Source organism: Bradyrhizobium genosp. SA-3 (assembly GCF_004212635.1).
In the GTDB taxonomy this organism is placed as follows: Bacteria; Pseudomonadota; Alphaproteobacteria; order Rhizobiales; family Xanthobacteraceae; genus Bradyrhizobium.
The window spans coordinates 1-21,583 of the sequence record NZ_PSRT01000082.1 but is presented as its reverse complement, the minus strand read 5'-3'; the positions used below and the strand labels follow the sequence as shown (position 1 = coordinate 21,583).

Annotated in this window: 25 protein-coding genes and 1 pseudogene; 12 read left to right on the top strand and 14 right to left on the bottom strand. The window is 64.3% G+C overall.

Translation table 11 applies throughout. The features are described from left to right. Nucleotides 1–38: 38 nt before the first annotated feature. Nucleotides 39–350 (bottom strand): MliC family protein, encoded by a 312-nt coding sequence (locus tag CWO91_RS26290; protein ID WP_130217603.1) that lies wholly within the window; start codon nt 348–350, stop codon nt 39–41. Between the two features lie 70 nt (nt 351–420). On the opposite strand from CWO91_RS26290, the gene CWO91_RS26285 reads away from it, so the two are divergent. Further along, the gene (locus CWO91_RS26285) at nt 421–1,164 is read left to right on the top strand and encodes a tyrosine-protein phosphatase (RefSeq protein WP_130217601.1); all 744 of its coding nucleotides are present in this window, start codon (nt 421–423) and stop codon (nt 1,162–1,164) included. Between the two features lie 15 nt (nt 1,165–1,179). Here CWO91_RS26285 and CWO91_RS26280 read toward each other — a convergent pair whose 3' ends face one another. Next, nucleotides 1,180–1,899: an SGNH/GDSL hydrolase family protein gene (locus CWO91_RS26280; protein ID WP_130217599.1), complete on the bottom strand. Its 720-nt coding sequence runs from the start codon at nt 1,897–1,899 to the stop codon at nt 1,180–1,182. Between the two features lie 119 nt (nt 1,900–2,018). Between CWO91_RS26280 and CWO91_RS26275 the strand changes: the two genes are divergently transcribed. The 3 genes from CWO91_RS26275 to CWO91_RS26265 all read left to right on the top strand — a co-directional run bounded on the left by CWO91_RS26275 (nt 2,019) and on the right by CWO91_RS26265 (nt 3,875). Next, nucleotides 2,019–2,699: an SDR family oxidoreductase gene (locus tag CWO91_RS26275; protein WP_130217597.1), complete on the top strand. Its 681-nt coding sequence runs from the start codon at nt 2,019–2,021 to the stop codon at nt 2,697–2,699. An 88-nt stretch (nt 2,700–2,787) separates the two neighbouring features. Next, nucleotides 2,788–3,474, top strand: a complete 687-nt coding sequence (locus CWO91_RS26270; protein ID WP_130217637.1) for a DUF2161 domain-containing phosphodiesterase — start codon at nt 2,788–2,790, stop codon at nt 3,472–3,474. 95 nt (nt 3,475–3,569) lie between these two features. Next, on the top strand, nt 3,570–3,875 hold the full coding sequence (locus CWO91_RS26265; RefSeq protein WP_015686575.1) for a hypothetical protein: 306 nt from the start codon (nt 3,570–3,572) through the stop codon (nt 3,873–3,875). A 61-nt stretch (nt 3,876–3,936) separates the two neighbouring features. Here CWO91_RS26265 and CWO91_RS26260 read toward each other — a convergent pair whose 3' ends face one another. Together CWO91_RS26260 and CWO91_RS26255 are read right to left on the bottom strand one after the other, a co-directional pair. Then, on the bottom strand, nt 3,937–4,542 hold the full coding sequence (locus CWO91_RS26260) for a GNAT family N-acetyltransferase (RefSeq protein ID WP_130217595.1): 606 nt from the start codon (nt 4,540–4,542) through the stop codon (nt 3,937–3,939). Between the two features lie 149 nt (nt 4,543–4,691). Then, nucleotides 4,692–5,093: a PaaI family thioesterase gene (locus CWO91_RS26255; RefSeq protein ID WP_130217593.1), complete on the bottom strand. Its 402-nt coding sequence runs from the start codon at nt 5,091–5,093 to the stop codon at nt 4,692–4,694. 118 nt (nt 5,094–5,211) lie between these two features. Between CWO91_RS26255 and CWO91_RS26250 the strand changes: the two genes are divergently transcribed. After that, nucleotides 5,212–6,000 carry a cobalamin-binding protein gene (locus tag CWO91_RS26250; protein WP_130217591.1) on the top strand — a complete coding sequence of 263 codons (789 nt, stop codon included), beginning with the start codon at nt 5,212–5,214 and terminating at the stop codon, nt 5,998–6,000. 159 nt (nt 6,001–6,159) lie between these two features. Here CWO91_RS26250 and kynU read toward each other — a convergent pair. The 5 genes and pseudogenes from kynU to CWO91_RS26225 form a co-directional block, all read right to left on the bottom strand. Beyond that, nucleotides 6,160–7,361 (bottom strand): annotated as a pseudogene (kynU, locus tag CWO91_RS26245) (kynureninase). An 8-nt stretch (nt 7,362–7,369) separates the two neighbouring features. Beyond that, nucleotides 7,370–8,209: a tryptophan 2,3-dioxygenase gene (gene kynA / locus CWO91_RS26240; RefSeq protein ID WP_130217589.1), complete on the bottom strand. Its 840-nt coding sequence runs from the start codon at nt 8,207–8,209 to the stop codon at nt 7,370–7,372. A 34-nt stretch (nt 8,210–8,243) separates the two neighbouring features. Next, nucleotides 8,244–9,053, bottom strand: coding sequence for an alpha/beta hydrolase (locus tag CWO91_RS26235; RefSeq protein ID WP_130217587.1), 810 nt, complete (start codon nt 9,051–9,053; stop codon nt 8,244–8,246). 357 nt (nt 9,054–9,410) lie between these two features. Beyond that, entirely contained in the window at nt 9,411–10,688 is a 1,278-nt protein-coding gene (locus CWO91_RS26230) for an ArgE/DapE family deacylase (RefSeq protein WP_130217585.1), read from the bottom strand. A gap of 54 nt (nt 10,689–10,742) precedes the next feature. Further along, nucleotides 10,743–11,468: a pyridoxamine 5'-phosphate oxidase family protein gene (locus CWO91_RS26225; RefSeq protein ID WP_130217583.1), complete on the bottom strand. Its 726-nt coding sequence runs from the start codon at nt 11,466–11,468 to the stop codon at nt 10,743–10,745. 72 nt (nt 11,469–11,540) lie between these two features. On the opposite strand from CWO91_RS26225, the gene CWO91_RS26220 reads away from it, so the two are divergent. Both CWO91_RS26220 and CWO91_RS26215 read left to right on the top strand, forming a co-directional pair. Further along, complete coding sequence (locus CWO91_RS26220) at nt 11,541–13,010, top strand: PLP-dependent aminotransferase family protein (RefSeq protein ID WP_130217581.1); 1,470 nt, start codon at nt 11,541–11,543, stop codon at nt 13,008–13,010. A gap of 67 nt (nt 13,011–13,077) precedes the next feature. After that, nucleotides 13,078–13,323: a DUF6719 family protein gene (locus tag CWO91_RS26215; protein ID WP_130217579.1), complete on the top strand. Its 246-nt coding sequence runs from the start codon at nt 13,078–13,080 to the stop codon at nt 13,321–13,323. Between the two features lie 4 nt (nt 13,324–13,327). Here CWO91_RS26215 and CWO91_RS26210 read toward each other — a convergent pair whose 3' ends face one another. Continuing rightward, nucleotides 13,328–13,699: a hypothetical protein gene (locus CWO91_RS26210; protein ID WP_130217577.1), complete on the bottom strand. Its 372-nt coding sequence runs from the start codon at nt 13,697–13,699 to the stop codon at nt 13,328–13,330. Between the two features lie 34 nt (nt 13,700–13,733). After that, nucleotides 13,734–14,153, bottom strand: coding sequence for a hypothetical protein (locus CWO91_RS26205; RefSeq protein WP_130217575.1), 420 nt, complete (start codon nt 14,151–14,153; stop codon nt 13,734–13,736). A gap of 97 nt (nt 14,154–14,250) precedes the next feature. Between CWO91_RS26205 and CWO91_RS26200 the strand changes: the two genes are divergently transcribed. After that, the gene (locus CWO91_RS26200; RefSeq protein ID WP_130217573.1) at nt 14,251–14,481 is read left to right on the top strand and encodes a hypothetical protein; all 231 of its coding nucleotides are present in this window, start codon (nt 14,251–14,253) and stop codon (nt 14,479–14,481) included. On the opposite strand, the gene CWO91_RS26195 is transcribed toward CWO91_RS26200, so the two are convergent. Beyond that, nucleotides 14,475–15,023 (bottom strand): CreA family protein, encoded by a 549-nt coding sequence (locus tag CWO91_RS26195; RefSeq protein WP_128934221.1) that lies wholly within the window; start codon nt 15,021–15,023, stop codon nt 14,475–14,477. The two genes, CWO91_RS26200 and CWO91_RS26195, sit on opposite strands and share 7 nt — an antisense overlap. 208 nt (nt 15,024–15,231) lie before the next feature. Here CWO91_RS26195 and CWO91_RS26190 point away from each other — a divergent pair, with 208 nt between their 5' ends. The 4 genes from CWO91_RS26190 to CWO91_RS26175 all read left to right on the top strand — a co-directional run bounded on the left by CWO91_RS26190 (nt 15,232) and on the right by CWO91_RS26175 (nt 19,314). Next, on the top strand, nt 15,232–16,842 hold the full coding sequence (locus CWO91_RS26190) for a L,D-transpeptidase (RefSeq protein ID WP_165405712.1): 1,611 nt from the start codon (nt 15,232–15,234) through the stop codon (nt 16,840–16,842). 156 nt (nt 16,843–16,998) lie between these two features. Next, nucleotides 16,999–17,568 (top strand): glutathione peroxidase, encoded by a 570-nt coding sequence (locus CWO91_RS26185; RefSeq protein ID WP_130217569.1) that lies wholly within the window; start codon nt 16,999–17,001, stop codon nt 17,566–17,568. A 164-nt stretch (nt 17,569–17,732) separates the two neighbouring features. After that, nucleotides 17,733–18,755, top strand: a complete 1,023-nt coding sequence (locus CWO91_RS26180) for a polysaccharide deacetylase family protein (RefSeq protein ID WP_130217567.1) — start codon at nt 17,733–17,735, stop codon at nt 18,753–18,755. Between the two features lie 7 nt (nt 18,756–18,762). Then, a complete protein-coding gene (locus CWO91_RS26175; RefSeq protein ID WP_165405711.1) occupies nt 18,763–19,314 on the top strand; it encodes a dihydrofolate reductase in 552 nt (183 codons plus the stop codon). A gap of 3 nt (nt 19,315–19,317) precedes the next feature. Here the strand turns inward: CWO91_RS26175 and CWO91_RS26170 are convergent, their stop codons facing one another. Both CWO91_RS26170 and CWO91_RS26165 read right to left on the bottom strand, forming a co-directional pair. Then, nucleotides 19,318–19,770 (bottom strand): DoxX family protein, encoded by a 453-nt coding sequence (locus CWO91_RS26170; protein WP_130217563.1) that lies wholly within the window; start codon nt 19,768–19,770, stop codon nt 19,318–19,320. 325 nt (nt 19,771–20,095) lie between these two features. Beyond that, on the bottom strand, nt 20,096–21,583 hold a 1,488-nt coding region (locus CWO91_RS26165; protein ID WP_249776249.1), incomplete at its 5' end, for a phosphate acyltransferase.

The window sequence follows — 21,583 nt, the reverse complement described above, 5'->3', positions numbered from 1 at the left end:
GTTTCGGCCCTTTTTGATTCTTGCGGGCACAGAGACGTTCAGATCACCGCGCAGGCGGTCACCGGCCGCTTCAGATGTCTGATCGTGGTGATCCCGGTCCTGCCGATCGTCAGCGTAGTCCCGGCCCTCGAATAGCGGGCGCCAGAGACCGTCAGCCGCTTGGCAAGCGTGACCGGCTCACCGTCGATCTGGAGGAAGGCGCGCTTGTCGCCGTCATAAAACCCGATGATGAACTGCGTACCATCGGCACAGCGATAGGTCTGGAATGTCTGCGCATCGGCCGGCCGGGTGTCGACACTTCCGGCCGACAGCATGGTGATAGCCAAAACAATGGCCTTGTATCGGCCCATGATCACCCCCTGTAATGGACTTTAAGGATGCCGCAGCGCATCCGGTGGAACCATAACCCAAGCTGATCTCATGTCCGACTCCCCTGCCCGCCACCTCGCCTTGCAAGGCGCCAGCAATTTTCGTGATCTCGGCGGCTATCCGACCTCCGACGGCCGCATCACCCGCTGGCGGCACATCTTCCGCTCCAACCATCTCGGCCAACTCACTGCGGCCGACATCGAGATCGTCCGCGCGCTGGGGGTTCGAAGCGCCTTCGATTTCCGTGGGTTGGAGGAGCGCGAGGCCGGCGTCTGCGTCGTGAACGAGATCACCGTGCACTCGCTGCCGATCGAGCCGACGGTCGTGGCTGCGCTGCGCGCCGAGCTCGCCCGGGGCACGCTGACGGCACCGGTCGCGCTGGAGCTGATGCGCGAATCCTATCGCAACTACGTTCGCCACAACACGCACAGCTTTCGCAACCTGTTCGGCCTTCTCCTGGAAGACCGCGCGCCGCTCGTGATCCACTGCACGGCGGGCAAGGACCGCACCGGCTTTGCCTGCGCGCTGATCCTGCATGCACTCGGCGTATCCGATGACATCATCGCCGAGGACTACCTGCTCACCAATCAGCACTACAAGCGCGATGCGACGGCTGCCACCGACCTGCCGGAGGACGTACGCAATGCCATCGGCAGCGTCGAAGCCTCTTACCTTGCTGCTGCGTTCGAAGCGGTCGGCAAGGAGTATGGCGACATCGAAACCTATTTGCGCGATGGGCTCAAGCTCGGCGCGGCCGAACGGACTGCGCTGAAGGAGCGTTATCTGCAAGCGTGATCCGCGGCGGACGCCTCAGGCCGTCAGCCCGATGGCCCTGATCATCGCGCTCTTGAGGGCCAAGGAGATTTGTTGAGTGCTCCAATCGCTCTGGTGCAGCTTGTCAGGATCACCTGTGTCCAGCAGTTGCTCGAACGAGACGTTGTTTTGCACGTGCCAATGCCGCATCAGTGCCCAACGCTGAAACAGATTCACCTCGGCCTCATTAGCAGCATCGCGGATCAGCCGGACCATCTTGTCCGAAAGCTCAGCACGGTCGTCCCAGAGCATCTTCGTCACATATTGCGGATCAATCACCAGAACCTCGAAACCGCGAGCGCGCAATTGCGCCAGGCCCTTCCTGATATTCCCGGCAACAACGTCCACGTCGTACTGGTCGTTGTGAAAGACCGCGTTCGTTCCAATCTGCCAGATGACCAGTGCCGGATCATCATGATAGATATCGGTTTCGAAGCGTTCGAGTTCTTCGCTTGCCTCTTCTCCGCCCTTGCCGCGGTTCAGCACGTCAATCCGAATGTCCGGCCGGTGGACAACGTCCTTGAAGTATTGCCGTAGATACATCTCCAACCGATAGGGATACGGCACAACATCGGCTCGTCCGGCCGTTGATGACGACCCCATGGCCACGATGCGAACGGGACCCTTCCCGTCTAAAGCCTGCCGGAGCCGCATCAGCGGATATCTTAGGTCGACGATGGCAGCGGGAAATTCGATGGTTGGCAAATTGTCAGACATGAACAACCTCCTCAACGATCTAAAGTTGTAACTATAGCCCAGCCTTGAAGCCGCCGCCATTGCAAGCCCAATTCACTGCGCGCAATAGTCGCCGGCAAAGCGAAACCACGGAGAGCACCGTGCAGGGAAAAGTCATTGTCGTGACCGGCGCGCTGGGAGCGCTGGGCAAGGTGGTCGCCGAGACGGCGCGGGCACGCGGCGCGCGCGTGGCCGGCATCGATTACGCGCCCTCGCAAGCCCCCACAACGGCTGAAAGCATCGAGATCGGCGGCGTCGACCTGTCCGACGCGGCGCAGGCGAAGACGGCGATCGAGGCGGCGGCAAAGCATTTCGGCAAGCTCGATGCACTGATCAACATCGCGGGCGGCTTCGCTTTCGAGACCGTCGACGACGGCGACACCGGGACGTGGCGGCGCATGCATGCGCTGAATGTGCTGACCGCGCTCAACACCTCGCGCGCGGCGCTACCGCATCTGGCCGCCTCCAAGGCCGGTCGCATCGTCAACATCGGCGCCATGGGCGCGCTCCAGGCCGGCTCCGGCATGGGACCCTATGCGGCGTCGAAGGCAGGCGTGCATCGCCTTACCGAGGCGCTTGCCAATGAGTGGAAGGGCAAAGTGACCGTCAACGCCGTGCTGCCGTCGATCGTCGACACCAGCGCCAACCGCGCCGACATGCCGAAAGCGGATTTCTCCAAATGGGTCACGCCGCAGGAGCTCGCCGAAGTCATCCTGTTTCTCGCCAGCGATGCCGCGAGCGGCGTCACCGGTGCGCTGATCCCGGTGGGTGGGCGGGTATAGGCGTGACCGCCGTGATTCAATCGGAGCCGAGAAGGCTTTAAACTGTGCGACTGATTCTCCGATCGGACATCACACTCGGACCTTGTCTTTGGAAACCGCGCTCTATCTACCCGTCAAACGCTTCCTCGAAGAGCTCGGCTTCACCGTGAAGGGCGAGATCGGCGGCTGCGATCTTGTGGGCCTCAGCGCCAGCGATCCACCTGTCGTGGTGATTGGCGAACTCAAGCTCGCCTTCAATCTCGAGCTGATCCTCCAGGCGGTCGATCGCGCGCCGGCCGGCGACGAGATCTGGATCGCCGCCAGAATGTCGGCCCGCGGCAAAGGGCGTGAGAGCGATGCGCGCTACCGCAATCTCTGCCGCCGGCTCGGCTTCGGCATGCTCGGGGTGACCGATCGCGGCCAGGTCGAGGTGCTGGTGAAACCGCCGACGGCGGCGCCGCGCCGCGAGCCGAAGGTGCGCTCGCGGCTCGTCGCCGAACATCAGCGCCGCCAGGGCGATCCCGTGCTCGGCGGCAGCACCCGTTCGCCGATCATGACGGCCTATCGGCAACAGGCGCTGGCCTGCGCCTCGGCGCTCGCCGAAGGTCCGCGGCGGGTGAGCGAGCTGCGCGAACGCTGTCCCGATGCCGGCAAGATCTTGCTTAACAATGTGTATGGCTGGTTCGAACGTGCTGAGCGGGGTATCTACGGGCTCACCGAAGCCGGGCACGCGGCGCTGAAACGCTGGCCACAGCAAGGGATTGAAGTCGGTGCAGGTGTCGCGTCACCGCCCTGACACCCGACCGGTGCATAGCTGAGATGCCACACCGATTCCATATTGCAATGCAACATTCGCGGCACTAGGTATCCCGGCATCAAAACGAGGCCGTTATGAGCGCAGACTGGAATACCAAATATGGCACGCGGCGCGTGCGTCACGATCCGCCCACCCTGGACGAGGCGATCTTCGCCGCCGTCGGCATCACCGACGACCAGGAGCAGCAGGCAGAGATCGCAGCAGCGCTGATGGGCATGCCGCTCGATGTCGTGCAGGCCGAGGTCAAGAAGCAGGCCCGTACCAACAGCCGCATCACCGCAACCCGCGTGATCGCCGGCGAACAGGGCGCCCAACGCTCCGTGGTGGTCGAGCGCCGCGTCGTCCGCCGCTTCGGCAACGACAAGCGCACCGGCACCTGAGCGCTCTTTCCTTTGATCTGAATGCGAAAGCGGACCGGCCTTGCCGGTCCGCTTTTTTGTCTCAGGCGGCGCGATTGCCGTACATGCTGGAGATGATCTTCCAGCAGGTCGAGTTGAAGCTGAGCAGGGCCCGGCCGGCCGTGAACGGCGAGGCCGCGAGGTCAGCAAGCTCCGCCTCGGGCGTCTTGCCGAGATCGATCGTCCCGGTCGATTCGCCGTGGCGGAAAGCCAGATGCGCACCGAACTTCCTGGCGAGCGCCCGCATGGCGTGGTTCTCGGCGCCGGTGGTGATGCGAAGGCGCTTATAGCCCTTCCAGCGCGCTTCCGCGATCAGACGGCGGAACAGCACGGTTCCGACGCCCTGACGGCGGGCCGAGGCCTCCACGCTGAAGGCGACCTCGGGCAGCGAATCATCCTCCGGCGGATGCAGCTCGGCCGCACCGCGGACCACGCCGTCGACGATGTAGGCGACGATCACGGTGCCGTCTTCGGCGCAGCGGGCGGCGTAACGCTCGATGAAGCTGTCGTCGAGAAAGCCGTTGAAACGGTCGTGCCGGCTTCCGGCATCAAGCCTCAGCAGGTGATCGCGCAGAAGCGGCAATTCTTCCTGCTGGATCAAGGTCCGCACGTAGCCCGGAGCGGTGCGGACGGTTTCTTCAAGTACCACGTCAAAACTCCTCTTGGTGTCCCTCGAGGAGGCGTTCGAATCCCTAGGCCGCCTATATTGTGCATCGCAACAAGCTTTTCAAGACGGGGGCCTGCTCAAGTAAGTGGCACCGGACGCGACTATTTCGTTAACAAAATCAAGGGTCCTGGTCATACGAGGACGAGCTGCGTCTGGGTCACGATGGCCACCAGCTTGCCGTCCTCAGTCTCCAGCCGGGTGGTCCAGACCTGGGTCCGCCGGCCTCTGTGGACCGGCGTGGCGGTCGCGATGACGGTGGTTCCTTCCTTGGCCCCGCCGATGAAGTTGGTCTTGCTCTCCAGCGTGGTCGTACCCTTTGCGTCCTCGGGCAGGTTGATCACGGTCGCCGCCGCGCCGACGGAATCGGCCAGCGCCATCAGCGCGCCGCCATGGATGGTGTGATGAAGCGTGCAGAGGTCGGGCCGGACCGTCATCCGCGCCACCACGCGATCTTTCTCGGCCTCGACGAACTCGACGCCTTTGAGCTCGGCGAACGGCATCTTCATCACTTTAAGTTTCTCGAGCGGCGTCATCGGATCTGCTCCCAATTCGTTGTTGTCTCAGCGTGAATTGCTTCGCGCGGCAAAGCAATGACGTCCGAGGTAATGGGCGGGCTGACATCGGCGCAGACATTGTGCATAGGCTCCTCGCATGCGCCACTTCCCGCCCCACCGCATCGTCTGCCTGACCGAGGAGACGGTCGAAACGCTCTATCTGCTCGGCGAGCAGGACCGCATCGTCGGCGTCTCCGGCTACGCCGTGCGCCCGTCCCAGGTGCGACGGGAGAAGCCACGGGTGTCTGCGTTCGTCTCGGCCGACATCCCGAAGATCCTGGCGCTGGAACCGGAGCTGGTGCTGGCCTTTTCCGATCTGCAGGCCGGCATCGCCGCAGATCTCGTCCGCGCCGGTGTCGACGTCCATGTCTTCAACCAGCGCGACATCGCCGGGATCATGGCGATGATCCGCACGCTCGGTGCGCTGGTCGATGCGGCCGGGCGCGCGGAAGACCTCGCCCAAGGTTTCGAGCGGCGCCTCGCCGCGATCGCGGCAACGCCCCGCCCCTCGCCGCGGCCAAGAGTCTATTTCGAGGAGTGGGACGATCCGCTGATCTCTGGCATCGGCTGGGTGTCCGAGCTGATCGAGGCCGCCGGCGGCACGGATGTTTTCCCGGAGTTGCGGTCGCGGCAGGCCGCAAAGGACCGCATCGTCTCGGCGGAGATAGTGCGCAAGGCAGCACCCGATGTGATCCTCGCGTCATGGTGTGGCAAGAAGGTCGTCCCTGCCCGTATCCGCGCGCGCGACGGCTGGGGCGAGATTCCGGCGGTGCGCGATGATCGTATTGTCGAGATCAAGTCGCCGATCATCTTGCAGCCAGGACCGGCGGCGCTGACAGATGGGCTCGATGCGATCGTGCAGGCGCTGTGGGGCGAGCTAAAATAGCCTGACTGCAGCTATCGTGTCCCGGACGCGCTGCAACGCCTCAGCGTTGCTGCGCAGAGCCGGGACCCATCTCGCGATGGATTCCGGTGCAGCATGGGCCCCGGCTCTGCAGCGCACCGCTAAGAAGCGCTGCGCTGCGTCCGGGGCACGAGATCATCCTCACGTCACCGCGTTCACGACCTGGTACTCCGGCCGGCGCCACACGTCGCCAGCGATCACCTCCTCGATGATCTCGGCGGCGCGGACGATCTCATCCTCCCCGATATAAAGCGGCGTGATCCCGAACCGCATGATATCTGGTGCACGGAAATCACCGATGACGCCGCGGGCAATCAGCGCCTGCATGGCGGCGTAGCCGCCGCCGAAGGCGAAGGAGATTTGCGAGCCGCGGCGCTCATGCGCGCGCGGGGTCACCAGCTTCAGAGATGGGCAGCGACGCTCGACTTCCGCGATCAGGAGATCGCCGAGCGCCAGCGAACGCGCACGCACCTCGGCGATATCGACCCTGTCCCAGATGTCGAGCGAGGCCTCCAGCGCCGCCATCGCCAGCACCGGCGGCGTTCCGACACGCATGCGCTCGACGCCGCCGGCGGCTGCATAGGCAAGCTCGAACGCAAACGGCTTGGCATGGCCCATCCACCCCGACAGAGCGCGCGCGCATTGTCAGCGTGGCGCGGCGCAACGTAGAGGAAGGCCGGCGCGCCGGGGCCGGCGTTGAGAAATTTGTAGGTGCAGCCCGCGGCAAAATCGGCGCCGCAGCCGGAGAGATCGACCGGCAGCGCACCGGCGGAATGGGCGAGATCCCAGACGGTGACGATGCCGAGCGCATACGCTTTCGCGGTCAGCTTCGCCATGTCGTGGCGGCGTCCAGTGCGGTAGTCGACCTCGGTAATGTAGAGGACGGCGACCTCCTCCGACAGCGCGGCCTCGATCTCCTCCGGCGCCACCAGACGCAATCGATGGCCGCGCCCAAGCGTTTCGATCAGGCCTTCGGCCATGTAGAGGTCGGTCGGGAAATTGCCGGTGTCCGACAGGATCACCTTGCGCGACGCGTTCATATCGATCGCAGCCGCGAGTGCCTGGTAGACCTTGAGCGACAGCGTGTCTCCGACCATCACCGAGCCGGCTTCCGCGCCGATCAATCGCGCAATGCGATCGCCGACATGACGCGGTTGGGCATACCAGCCCGCGGTGTTCCAGGCGCGGATCAGCTCATTGCCCCATTCGGCCGTGATGACGCGATTGACGCGCTCAGCAACGCCGAGCGGCAGCGCGCCGAGCGAATTGCCGTCGAGATAGATCACACCGTCGGGCAGATGGAACAAAGCTTTGGTGTCGTCATAGACGCGAAGCCTGGTCATCGACATCTCTACAAAATCGTACGCACGCGCCAGAGCTCGGGGAATAGCTCGATCTCCAGCATCCGTTTGAGATAGCTGACGCCGCCGGTACCACCGGTGCCGCGCTTGAAGCCGATGACGCGCTCGACCGTCGTCACATGGTTGAAGCGCCAGCGGCGGAAATAGTCTTCGAAATCGACCAGTTTCTCGGCGAGCTCATAGAGCATCCAGTGCGTCTCCGGCGCCTCGTAGACGATACGCCAGGCCTGGAGCACGCCTTCGTTGAAGCTGTGGGTTTCGCGGACGTCGCGGGCCAGCACGGCCCCAGGCATCTTGAGCCCGTTGCGGTCGGCAAGCCGCAGCACCTCGTCATAGAGGCTTGGCGTCGCGAGCTCGGCTTCGAGCAGCTTCGTCGTCTCCGCATCGTGCGCGTGCGGCTTGAGCATGGCGTGGTTGCGGTTGCCGAGCAGGAATTCGATCAGCCTGTATTGACGTGACTGGAAGCCCGAGGACTGCCCGAGTTGCGAGCGGAAGCGCGTGTACTCGCTCGGCGTCATCGTCCGCAGCACGTCCCAGGCGCCGTTGAGCTGCTCGAAGATGCGCGACACCCGCGCCAGCATCTTCATGGCCGGCTGCACCTCGTCCCTGGCGATGGCGCCGCGCGCAGCGCTGAGCTCGTGGATGGCAAGGCGCATCCACAGCTCCGTGGTCTGATGCTGGATGATGAACAGCATCTCGTCATGCGCTTCCGAGAGCGGATGCTGCGCCCCAAGGATCGCATCCAGCGCCAGGTAGTTGCCATAGGACATGCGCCGGGCGAAATCCGTCTCGGCGCCTTCGCTTGCAGGATCGTAATCGCTGGACGTCATGACAGGCCCTCTCGATTGATCTTCCCTCGCCTCGTCAGTCGAGGCCGATCAGGCGCGCGGTGATCTGCGACGACGGATCCTTGAGCCCGTCGATCACGGTAAAATGGTTGAGGCCGGGATCGATGACGAGGTGCGTCGGCACGTCGAAACCGGTCCAGACATTGGCCATCAGATCGGATTGGCGGATGAATTCAGGGCGCTCGTTGCCGCCGACCCAGGCCGTCACAGGCGAATGCCCCCGCGGCAGATGCAGCGCCGCGCTCTCGAGCGCCGCCTCCTCCATGGTCATGCACAGCGTCTCATTCATCTTTGTCTTCAAGAGCGGCCGCAGATCGTGCAGGCCGCTGATCGAGAGGGTACCGGCGATGCGATCGTAGACGGCGGGCTCGAGCCGGCTGTCGTCGCACAGCATGCGCGTGACGAGATGGCCGCCGGCGGAATGGCCGGCGAGCCGGATCGGCCCCGCCACCAGCGAGGCCGCCTTGGCGATCGCAGCGGTAATCTCTGCGGTGATGTCGGAGATGCGCGCGGCTGGTGTCAGCGTGTAGCTCGGCAGCGCCACGGTCCAGCCATGATGCCTTGCGCCCTCGGCCAGATCGGTCCAGGTCGATTTGTCGAAGCGCATCCAGTAGCCGCCATGGACGAACACGACGAGGCCCTTGCTGTCGCCGTCGGGCAGGATCAGGTCGAGGCGCTGCCGCTCACCGGCGCCGTAGGCGACGTCGGGACGAAAATCCTTCAACCCCGCACGGTAAGCCGCCGCCCGCTCCGCCCACAGCGCCGGCATCTTGTCCGAGCCCGGGATATGGGCAGAATTGGCATAAGCGTCATCCCAATCGCGCATCGTGATTCCCTCGGCGGACTCAGGCCCCTGCGAACCAGACGCCAGTCTGCCACCGGCAAGGCCGCCGTCCTAGTCTTTATTTTAAGCTTAAAGGATGTGTCTGCGCGTATTTCGGACAACAGATTCCGCCCCAACCGGAGCGCCGTAGGATGGGCAAAGCGAAGCGTGCCCACCTCTTCACACGAGATTGAGGATGGATGGTGGGCACGGCGCAAGGGCGCCTTTGCCCACCCTACGGGCCCTCGCCCGTCATTGCGAGCGCAGCGAAGCAATCCAGAGTCTTTCCGCGGAGGGATGCTGGATTGCTTCGTCGCTTCGCTCCTCGCAATGACGGCGGAGAGCGCAAAGCGCGGTTGTTTACGCCTTCTCCACTCCGCACCACTCGGCAATGAACAGCGCCATCGCCTTGGTCGTCTTCTTCAGCGACTCCAGGTCGACGAACTCGTTGAAGCCGTGCATCTCGCCGCCGCTCGCGCCGAAGCACAGGCTCGGGATGCCGTGATTGAGGCCGTAGAAGCGGGTATCGGTGAGCGCGGTGAACACGAGGTCCTCGACCGCGCCACCGTAGACCTTGTTAAAGGCCTTGCCGAAGGCGGCCTCGGGCGCGGCGGCGTCGGTCAGTTCATACCCCTCCGACAGGAAGCCCGACCATTCGACCTGCGGCGGGTTGTTGGCGAGGAAGCGGTGGTTGCGCGCAGCGGCCGCGACGCATGCCACAATCTCCTTCTGGTGCTCGGCGATCGACCAGCCCGGCAATACGGCAATCCGACAGTCGACGTCGCACCAGGCCGGCACGCTGGAGGCCCAGTCGCCGCCCTTGATGATGCCGGGGTTGAAATTGATGGGATGGTTGAGCGTCTTGAAATGGCGATCGGCTTTCGCGCGCTCGTTCCACTCGACCTCTAGCCTTTGCAGGGCCTGGATCAAATGATAGGCCGCCATGATCGCATTCGCCCCCGAACCGGCGAAGGCGACATGGGTCGGGTGGCCTTTCACGCGCAGGCGAAACCAGATCACGCCGACCTGCGAGCGCACCATCTTGCCGCCGGTCGGCTCCGGGATGAAGCAGGCATCGGCGCGGTAGCCGCGCTGCAGCGTCGAGAGCGCGCCGACGCCGGTGCTCTCCTCCTCGATCACGGACTGGAAGTGGATCCGCGCCGTCGGCTTCAAGCCGGCGGCCTTGATCGCATCCAGCGCATAGAGCGCACCGATCGTGCCCGACTTCATGTCGCAGGCGCCGCGGCCGAACATCTTGCCGTCCTTGATGACGGGCGAAAACGGCGGCGTGTCCCACAAATCCAGCGGCCCTGCGGGCACCACATCGCAGTGGCCCTGGAGGATCAGCGATTTTCCAACGTTGGTTTGCGGACGGTAGGTGCCCACCACCGAACGCGCTTTCGAAAAATCATGCTCGATCGGGCCGAAACCGCGCAGATCCTTGAGGTCGTCGACATTGATGTGCCAGTCGTCAACCTCATAGCCGCGTTCGCGCAGGAGTTCGCCGATCATGTCCTGGCACGGTCCCTCGGCTCCGCGGGTCGAGGGGATCGCGACGAAATCACATGTGGTCGCAAGCTGGGCTTCGAAGCCGGCCTCGACGGCGTCAAGAATCCTCTGCTGCGTTTCGGCATTCATCAGGCAACTCCAATCGGGCATTCAGATCATCGATGGAGCGCAAGCTAGCCGATTTCAGCCGTTCGGGTACTCTACAAAATAAGCATCCCGCAATGCATCTTCGAGCAGCCGGCCTTCGGAGTAGCCATTCAAATCCGCAGGCCGGCTGACGCCGTCGAGCAGGCGCGGACACGGCTCGGGCGCGCCGAGCACCGTGCGGACCGGGATGCGCTCGGCATAGATCGGCAGTTCGTAATCCTCATCGTCATCGGCCACGCCCTTGGCCCGGATCTTGGCCGAGGCCTCCTCGATCTCCATCGCGATGAAGGAGGTCGCCTTAGTCTCCTGCGCGGTGCTCTGACGCAGGCTCGCGGTGCGGCCCGGGAAGAAGCGGTCGACCATCGCGATCACCGCGCGCTCCTTCTCCTCGGGGTCGGTGACGAGATAGGCGGTGCCGAACGCCATCACCGCGCGGTAATCGGCGGAGTGGTTGAAACCGCAGCGCGCTAGCACGAGACTGTCGAGATGAGCGACCGTCAGACAGACGCGCTCGCCCCTGGTCTGGTTGCGCAGCATGCGGCTGGCGCTGCTCCCATGCCAGTACAGCTTCGTGCCTTCGCGCCAGAAGAAGGTCGGCGTGCAATAAGGCTGACCGTCGATCACATAGGACACGTGGCACAGCATCGAGGAATCCAGGATGCGGTGAACGGTCGCGTGATCGTAGAAGCCGCGATCGTGACGGCGCTTCACCTGGTTGCGCGCTGATGTCGGATAGGAATTTGAAGTCTCAACCTGGCTCACGGCCGCACCTCGAGATTGGAACAATCCAGAAGAGTTGTAGCCGCCGATTTGGTCTGCGATAGTGCCAATTCCATGCGAAAAATTCCGACCAATTCTCTCTCGCCGGCCAAGGCCGAGCTGCCGCTCGACCTCACCGGTCCGCACATCACGGCCGGCGCCTCCGCGGCGCACCGGCTCTACCAGGCGCTGTGCGAGATGATCGTCTCCGGCCTCGTCAGGCCCGGCGAGTCATTGCCGCCCTCACGGGCGCTGGCGCAGCAGACCGGCTTCCGCCGCAACGCCGTCGTCACGGCCTATGAACGGCTGATCGCCGACGGCCTTGCCGAGGCAACCGTCGGCTCCGGCACCTTCGTCGCAGCGCGCATCCCTGCGCGAGCGGCCGAGGCCAAGAAACCCAAGGCTGTTGTCGAAGCGCCGCGGCAAGGCGCATTCGCGCTCGGCTGCACCCATATCGACGAGCGCGCCGTGCAGCGCTTCCGTGCCTTCGTCGGGCGTCGCATGCGCGCATTCGGATCCGAGCATCTGCATTATGGCGATCCCCGCGGCAGCCGCGAGTTGCGCGCGGCAATCGCCGATCACCTGTTGTCGGCGCGCGGCCTGCGCTGCGACCCCGATCAGATCATGCTCACATCAGGCACTCTGCACGCGCTGCGCATCGTGCTGAGCGCGATCCTGAAGGCGGGCGACCAGGTCTGGTGCGAGGACCCCGGCTATCCGATCGCGCGCCGGACGATCGGACAATGCGGATATCGCACTGTGCCCATTCCCGTCGACGCGCACGGTCTGCACGTGGCTAGGGGCCGTGCGGCGGCACCGTCTGCGCGCGCGGCCTATGTCACGCCGTCGCACCAGTTTCCGCTGGGTGTCCAGATGTCGATGCCGCGGCGGCTCGAATTGCTGGACTGGGCGAAGCAGGCCGGCGCCTTCGTGCTCGAGGACGATTACGACAGCGAGTTCCGCTACGACGGCGCGCCGCTGATGTCGCTCGCCGGCATCGATCACCTCCAGCGCGTGATCTACCTCGGCACCTTCGCCAAGACCTTGTTTCCGGGCCTGCGCATCGGCTATTGCGCCCTGCCCGAGCGCCTGATCGCGGACGTGACGGCTGCACGGGCTGCGCTCGATCGCTTTCCCGGCACGCTGATGGAAGGCGCGGTGGCCGACATGCTCAATTCCGGCGCCTTCGCCGCGAACCTGAAGCGGGTGCGCAAGCTCTATCGCGAGGCGCGTGATGCGCTGGCCGCGACGCTGGAAGCCAAATCAGACGGCGCGCTCTCCGTGCCGGTGCCGTCGCAAGGACTGCATCTTGTCGCCCGGTTCGATCCCTCGGTCGATCCGTCGCGGGCGGCCGAGGCCAAGCGGGCGGCCGGCGCGGAAGGCTGGCTCCTGGCCGACACCTATTCTCGCGCGCGTCCCCTGCCCGGTTTCGTGCTGGGATTTTCGGGGCACGCGGTTCCGCAACTCGTGGCCTCAGCCGAACGGCTGGCGCGGGAATCGCGCTCAGTCCTGCGCGCGAGAAGCAAATCGTCCCGGCTGGCGTGACCAAGCTGCACTATCAGAATCGGCTGGCGCTCCCTAGATTGCGGCATAGATGCCGGGACCTCACATCATGCTGCTGCGCCGCGCGACCTGCCTTTCACTCCTGATTTCCCTCGCGCTTGCCTCGACGGCGCGCGCAGTAACGGTCGGCCGCGAACAGGACATCGTGGACCTCAAGCTCGGCCAGCGCGTGCAAGTGGATGACGGAACCTGCCCCGCTGGACAGGTCAAGGAAGTGCGCGGCGCCAAGATGACCGACAAGGGCGTTGCGCGCACGAGCACCTGCGTGCCGCGATACGGTCCGAAATCGAAGTAGCGGGCTAAGAGCCCTGCTTCGCAGGGTCGAACATGCACTGCAAGGTCGGCTTGGCGATCTTGGTGAAGGTCGGGCCGATTTCGCCCTGCTTGGACGCCGGCACCCAGTCGGTCTCGATCGTCGGCACGCCGGTCTCGCTGATGCCGCGCAGCAGCGCCTCGCGCAGGTCGCGGTCCTCGACGACGGCGGCGGCATGGTCGTGCAGGCAGCCGCAGACCTCTTCCGGATGCTCCCAGCGCCCGAGCATGCGCGGCGCACACTGACGCACGAATTCGCTCCGGGGATCGGGCAACCTGGAGGGAGCGCGCACCTGCGCTTGAGCCGCACTCAGCGTCAAAACGAATATGAACGCTGCGGCGCAGAAACGAACAATCATGATGGCCTTTGCCGGCTGATTTTCTTGTTGGCGATCAGAAGCGCGTGGCAATCACGATCGGCTGCGGTGCCGTGATCGTCAGCGGCGAACCGCTGTACTGGAAGGTGCCGACACCGGGCAGACTGCCGTCCGGCGACCCCGCGAACGAGGAGCCGGCGAGCACGAAGCCGAAGGCAAGGATGAAGCTGCGCGCGCGCATGATCTTGTGTCCCAATTTCGTGGCCGGCGGTGCGCCGTCGTCGTTGTGAAGCTGATAACCATGGGCGGTTTCGCGCGTGATGCGCCAAAAGCGGAAAATGGTTTCATCTTTCGTGAGAATTGTTTCGTCCTGTCCGGGACGACGAAACATTCGCCGGAAAATCCCAATCATTTCAGGTGGGCTGCGCCACGGCCCAAAGTGGCCTGACAGGTTCCCGCTCGAGCTTGGACCAACCTCGGACGCGGTCGCCGTCATGCTCCCGCCTCACGCGCTTCACACGCATTTTACGTTTTTCTGCTGAAGAGAAACCGAAATCGAGACGCTGGGATGACCGGGCGCGGTCACGTGAGGGATGGCCATCATGATGGCGACAGATCGCGCAGCGACGCGCGAGGCGGAGCAGAAGACGGGCCGCGGAGATCAACGATCCGTTCGCGACCGCGCCACATCACTTGGCAATACACTTGGCAATACGTCACCTGGCGAAATGACGCTGCAAGCGAACCGCGGCCTTAAAGCCGCGCCGCAGACATTCGTGCGGCTGACCGGTTCGCATCTTGCAAAGCCGCGCTGTCGTCAGTGAGTGAAGAACTCGCCGCACTTCTGGACGTTTGAGTCCGCCGGTCCCCATGGCATGATCGGCACCGTCGAGGTCGAGTTCTTCGGTGAGCCCTCGATCAGCTTGTCCGAATAGACCATGTAGACCAGCACGTTGCGCTTGGCGTCACAGCCGCGCACGATCTGCATCTTCTTGAAGAACAGTGAGCGGCGCTGGCGGAACATGTCGTCGCCCTGCTCCATCTTGTTCTTGAACTTGATCGGGCCGACCTGGCGACAGGCCAGCGAGATGTCCGAGACCTCCTCGGCAAGGCCCAGCCAGCCCTTGAAGCCGCCCTTCTCCGGCACGGTGAAGTGACAGGCGACGCCCTCCACCTCGGGATCATCTAGGCCGTACGTCGCGAGCTTGTCGTTCGGGCTCATCCACTTGAATACGGTCGAGCGGCGGAAGATCAGATCCGGCTCGTCGGCGGCGGAGGCAGAAGCCACCGGCACAGCTAGAGCCAAGAGGAATAAAGCGAGGCCTTTCAAGCGGATGCCGAAAAGACCGGGGAAACGAGATGACATGAAGTTCTCCAGTAACCAGTCCCCGCAATGTAGGCATCGCGCGGCCGGTCAGGAAGACAAGGGGTAAGTCGGCACGGCCGCCGTTTACCGCTCTGTGAGGCTTTTTTGCTACGTCTTGAACAAAAGTAGCTGACAGTAGAACCGCCTTGCTGGTGAACGCGTATCCCCTTTGCGAGACTAACGTCTGATTTGGATTATGGATTCGAGGATGAATAGCGTGAATGAGTCCGGTTTTGCTGCCAAGCCAACGCGTTTTTGGCAGGTCGCCATTTTGACGGCGGCAGGTGCGATCGGGACGGCAAGCCAGGCTGACGCAGCATTTTATTATTGGACGGATTATTCCGACGGCTCCTATTACGCCCGGCAGGATCGGCATCCCGAAATACCGCGCCAGAAACCGCAGAAGCGCGGCATGGCGGGCAAGAAGGAGATCGTCGCCGAGAAGGAAGCCGGCACCAAGCCGCAAGGCCCGCTCGTCATCGTCGTGTCGATCGACCGGCAGAAGGTGACGGTCTACGACAGCAAGGGCGTGTTCGCGGAATCCCCGGTGTCGACAGGCATGAAGGGCCATTCGACGCCGATGGGTGTGTTCAGCGTCATCCAGAAGCACAAATTCCACCATTCCAACATCTACAGCGGCGCCCCGATGCCGTACATGCAGCGGATCACCTGGTCCGGCGTTGCCATGCATGCCGGCGTGCTGCCGGGCTATCCGGCCTCGCATGGCTGCATCCGCATGCCGATGACGTTCGCGGTGAAGATGTGGAACTGGACCAGGATGGGCGCACGCGTCATCGTCGCGCCCGGCCAGATGTCGCCGCAAAGTTTCTCGCATCCCCTGCTTGCTGCGGTGCGCGTGCCGCCGCAGCCCGCCGCCAGCCTCGCACCGCAGATCAATGTCGGCGACAAGGCCGACAAGGGTGCAGCGCAAACCAACGTCACTGAAGCCAAGCCGGTCGAGACGAAGACCGCCAGTGCAGACAGCCTGTTCGAGCTGCGCGCCTCGGTCGGCCACACCGTGATGTCGGATGTGACCACCGGCAATGCGCCCGCCCGCGAGGAAGCGGCAGCGCCAGCCGACAAGATCGAGACCAAGACCGCCGAGGCATCTGACGCGGCCAAGCCGCCATCCGAAGAAACCGCCAAGCCTGCGAACACGGACGCGAAGCCCATTGAGGCCGCGGAAGCGCCCAAGGCCTCGACGGCGACCGACAACAAGCTCGACGCTGCCAAGACTGAAGCTGCCGAAACCGCGAAGAAGCCTGACGCCACGACGCCGGCACTCGCCACCTTGCCCGACGTGAAGAAGGACGAGACCGGCGTTGCCGATCCCGCGCCGGCGGCGAAGCCGGACGCGCCGAAGCGGGCCGGTCAGATCGCCGTCTTCATCAGCCGCAAGGATTCCAAGCTCTACGTGCGGCAGAACTTTGCGCCGCTGTTCGAGGTGCCCATCACGATCGCCGCGAGCGACCGGCCTCTCGGTACGCATGTCTTCACAGCCGAAGTCGACAAGACCGACTCCAATGCGCTGCATTGGTCGGTGGTGTCGCTGCCGGTCTCCGTCCGCGCAGCTGCGCGCGAGGACGACAGTCGCGTAACACGCCGCCAGGGCGGCGCTGCCGTGATCCCCGTTGCTGCAAAGCCGGTGGTCACGCCGGACAGCCCGGCTGAGGCCCTCGACCGCATCGCGATCCCTGCCGACACCATGGCGAAGATCAACGAGATGCTGACATCAGGTGGCTCGATCATCGTCTCCGACCAGGGCATCAACCAGGGCGAAACCGGCGAAGGCACCGATTTCATCGTCCGCCTGTACTAAAGCGTTTTCGAGCGAAGTGGATACCGGTTCGCGTGAAGAAAACGCATCAAAATTAAAATCTAGCGCTCCGCACCGCGTCCGATAACGCGGTGTTGAGCGGCCCGGTCGTGCCGGCGAAGTAACATGCGCCCCGAATCATTTCGGGGGGATGCCGTCATGATGAACCGCAGGACCATGCTCATCGCAACGGTTGCAGGCGCGATCACGCCGGCAACACGCGCCTTCGCCGACGGCGGCATGAGCCGGATCTCGGCCTATGCCTTCTCCTTCCCCGCATTGTCCGGCGACGACATCCGCCTTGCGGCGTTCACAGGCAAACCGCTACTGGTCGTGAACACCGCCTCGCTCTGCGGCTACACCCCGCAATACGCTGGCCTGCAAGAACTCTGGGGCGAGTTTCGCGAGCGCGGGCTCACCGTGATCGGCGTGCCCTCCAACGATTTCGGTAGCCAGGAGCCCGGCGGCGCCAGCGAAATCTCCGAGACGGCGCACCACCAATACGGCGTTACCTTCCCGGTGACGGCCAAGGCCGTGGTGGTCGGCGCGAAGGCGCATCCATTCTACAAATGGGCCGCCGACGCGCGGCCGAGGGAGGTTCCGAAGTGGAACTTCCACAAATATCTGACCGGCCGTGACGGCTACATCGCCGAGGTCTTTCCGTCCGCGGTGGCGCCGACCGATACGCGGGTCAAAACGGCCATTGCCAGGGCGCTGGCCGATAGTTGACGCGAGTTGCGCCCATCCGGTTGGGCACAATTGTGGTGGGGCACCAAACAGCCGTTGCAATGGCGAGGGCCCCCCATCTAGGCTAGGATCGTTTGGGGCAGGACGGTTTTGTCGCAGGCGAAAAGCCGCGGCGGAACAACGGGATCAATCTCGAGGACAACACCATGCGCGTGGCGGCAGGACTGATTTTGGCAAGCGCGATGTCTTTGGCCATGACGGGTGCGGCATGGTCGCAGACCGCGGCAAAACCCGCAGCAAGCACACAAGCCGCACCAGCGGCGACACCGGCCGCTTCAGCGCCGGCGACTGCGCCGGCGGCCGCTCCCGCAGTGGCTGCCGCACCAGCGGGCTTCGTCAACCCGCCGCCACCGAAACAGGCGCCGCAGCCGGCGCGCGCCGCCTGCAACACGCCGGGCGCGCTCGGTGTCGCCCGCACCGTCGAGATCGACACCACCGGCGGCCCCGGCTTCGGCTTCGAGCATTTCAAGGAGCTCGACTTCCTGCGCGACCACGAGGTGGTGCTGACCTTCGACGATGGACCCTGGCCCAAGAACACGCCCGCGGTGCTGAAGGCGCTCGCCGACGAGTGCACCACCGGCATCTTCTTCTCCATCGGCAAGCACGCGACCTACGAGCCGGAGATCCTGAAGCAGGTCTATGCGGCCGGTCATACGATCGGCGCGCACACCTGGTCGCACGCCAACCTCAACAACAAGAAGCTCACGGAAGCGCAGCGCAAGGATGAGATCGAGAAGGGCTTCAGCGCCGTGAAATGGGCGCTCGGCGGCATCTCGCCGTCGCCGTTCTTCCGCTTCCCGGCGCTTCAGCATCCGCCGGAGATGGTCACCTATCTCGGCAACCGCAACGTCGGGATCTTCTCCTGCGACATCGACTCCTTCGACTTCAAGGCCTCCAAGCCGGAGAAGGTGATCGAGACCGTGATGAAGAAGCTCGACACCAAGGGCAAGGGCATCATCCTGATGCACGACTTTCAGAAGCACACCGCCGAAGCCCTGCCCGAATTGCTCAAGCGCCTGAAGGCCGGCGGCTACAAGGTGGTGGCGATGCGCGCAAAATTCCCGGCGTCGACGCTGCCCGAATACGACCAGGAGCTGCTCAAGGACATCAAGCTGCCGACGGTGAGCCAGCGCCCGGTCAATTCCGTTGTGACGACCGTCTCCGAATAGAAGGCAATTGTCTTTCCGGTTCGAAGGCTACGTCATCGTCTCCGCGGACGGCATGCTCGCCGACGCGGCGCACGTCATGCCGGACAGTCTGAAGTTCGCAGGCGACAAGCTGTTCTTCGAGCAGGCGCTCGATCGCGCCGCGTTGATCGTGCACGGCCGCAACTCGCACGAGCACCAGCCGAATTCGCCGAAGCGCAAGCGGCTCATCCTGACCCGCAAGATCAAGGCGTTGACCGTCGACCCTGAAATGCCGAACGCGACGCTGTGGAATCCGGAGCATGCCAGCTTCGCGGAAGCGTGCGCCTTCGCGGACGTCGCCTCGGGCATGATCGCCGTCATCGGCGGCCCCGCGGTGTTCGACATGTTCATGGACCGCTACGACACGTTCTGGCTATCGGAGGCGCCGCACGTGCGACTGCCCGGCGGCGAGGGCTGTTTTGTCGGCGTGCCCCAGCGGACGCCGCACGAGGTGCTCGCCTCGCACGGGATGAAGCCAGGGGCTCCGTACCTGCTCGACGCGGCGCATGAGGTGACTGTGACCCCGTGGCGCAGGACGTAGGCGCTACACGTCCCCGTAGGCCGCTTCGGCCGGACGTGTGGTGCGGCCGTAACCGATGATCATGCACAGCGCGCCGATGATCGACAGGTTCTTCAGCGCGTCGATCACCATCTTGGCGTTGTCGGGCGGCGCCTGGTTCCAGAAGTCATCGAACAGCACGGTCGCGACCGCGACGTAGATGATCAGCAGCATCGCGAAGAACCGCGCGCCGAAATTCAGCGCGATCATCAGTCCGGCGATGATCTCGAGCCCGCCGACCGCGATCGCCAAGAGTTGCGGCGTGGTCATGGCGGTCGCCGTCTCGACCTGCTTGGCGTAAGGCGCGACGACGTCGGGCACCACGAGTTTGGTGGCGATGAAGTCGGCGGTCGCCTGGATGGCAAAGAGCTTGTTCGCGCCCGTGTAGATGAACAGCACGGCGAACAGGATTCGCCCGAAAGTCACGAACGCTGGCATGATCGGCCTCTTGGCTCAGGCTTTTTGAAATCGGCGTCTTGACGCGAGTGCCGGGCGATTATGAAGAGTCGTGCGACGGTTTACAAACGGGGAAATCGCAAACCGTTTTGAAAAGATTGAAGCGCGGATGCGCCGGAGGTCTGCTCCCTCGCCCCGCTTGCGGGGCCGCGACGAGCTTCGCTCGCGCTGAGAGGGTTGGGGTGAGGGGGAGCCTCTGCGGGGACGGTGAGAGTTGGACTCGCGGAGAGTCCCCCTCACCCGGATCGCATCTGTCGATGCGATCCGGCGTCTCCCCGCAAGCGGGGAGAGGCGAAGAGATCGCGCCTCAGGTAAACAACGTCGGCTGCTGCCGCGCTGCCCGTTCCTGCGCCTCCACGACTGCAACAGCCGTCATGTTGAGGATGCCGCGCGCGGTCACCGAGGGCGTCAGGATGTGCGCCGGGCGCGCCGGGCCGACCAGGATCGGGCCGACGGGGAGCGCGTCCGCCAGCGACTTGATCATCTGGTAGGCGACGTTGGCGGTGTCGAGGGTCGGCATGATCAGGATGTTGGCCTCGCCCTCCAGCTTGGAATGCGGCAGCACCATTTTCCGCGCAGCAGCAGAAAGTGCGGTGTCGCCCTGCATCTCGCCGTCGGCCTCGATCTCCGGATGCCTTTCCTTCAGGAGCTGGGTCGCCCGGCGCATCTTGCGCGAGGAGTCCGTGTCGTAGCTACCGAAATCCGAATGCGAGACGAAGGCGATCTTCGGCTTGATGTTGAAGCGCTGCACATGGACTGCGGCGAGCGACGCGATCTCGGCGAGCTCCTCCGCGCTCGGATTGGGCCGCACCTGCGTGTCCGCGATGAAGAAGAAGCCCTTGCTCGTGATCAGCAGGGCCAACGCAGCGTAATCGCTGATGCCGGCTGAGAAGCCGATGATCTCGCGGACATGGCGCAGATGGCTCATATAGCGGCCCTCGACGCCGCACAGCATGGCATCGGCCTCCCCGCGCACCACGGCAAGCGCCGCGATGACCGTGTTATTGGTGCGCACCACCGTGCGCGCCGCATCGGGCGTCGCGCCGCGGCGGCCGGCGACCTCAACATAGGTCTGCACATAGGAACGGTAGCGTGGATCGTCCTCGGGATTGACGAGGTCGAAATCCTTGCCCGCCTTGATCGAGAGGCCGAAGCGCTTGATCCGCGCCTCCACCACCGAGGGACGGCCGACCAGGATCGGCCGCGCCAACTTTTCCTCCAGCACAACCTGCGTGGCGCGCAGCACGCGCTCGTCCTCGCCCTCGGCGTAGATCACGCGGACCGGCTGAGTCTTGGCCTTGGCGAACATCGGCTTCATGACGAGGCCGGAGCGGAAGGCAAAGCGCTCGAGCAGCGCCCTGTATTCATCGAAATTGGTGATGGGCCGCGTCGCGACCCCCGACTCCATCGCCGCCTTCGCCACCGCCGGCGCGATGCGCAGGATCAACCGCGGATCGAACGGGCTCGGGATCAGCGAGCCCGGACCAAAGCCTTGCGTCTCGCCGGTGTCAAAGCCTTGCGCGACTGCATCCGACGGCGCCTCGCGCGCGAGCTGCGCGATGGCCTCGACGGCGGCATGCTTCATCTCCTCGTTGATGGCGCTGGCGCCGACGTCGAGCGCGCCACGAAAGATGAAAGGAAAACACAGGACGTTGTTGACCTGGTTCGGATAGTCGGAGCGGCCGGTGCAGATCATGGCGTCGGGGCGCACCTTGCGCGCATCCTCCGGCATAATCTCCGGTATGGGATTGGCGAGCGCCATGATCAGCGGCTTGTCGGCCATCGCCTTGGCCAT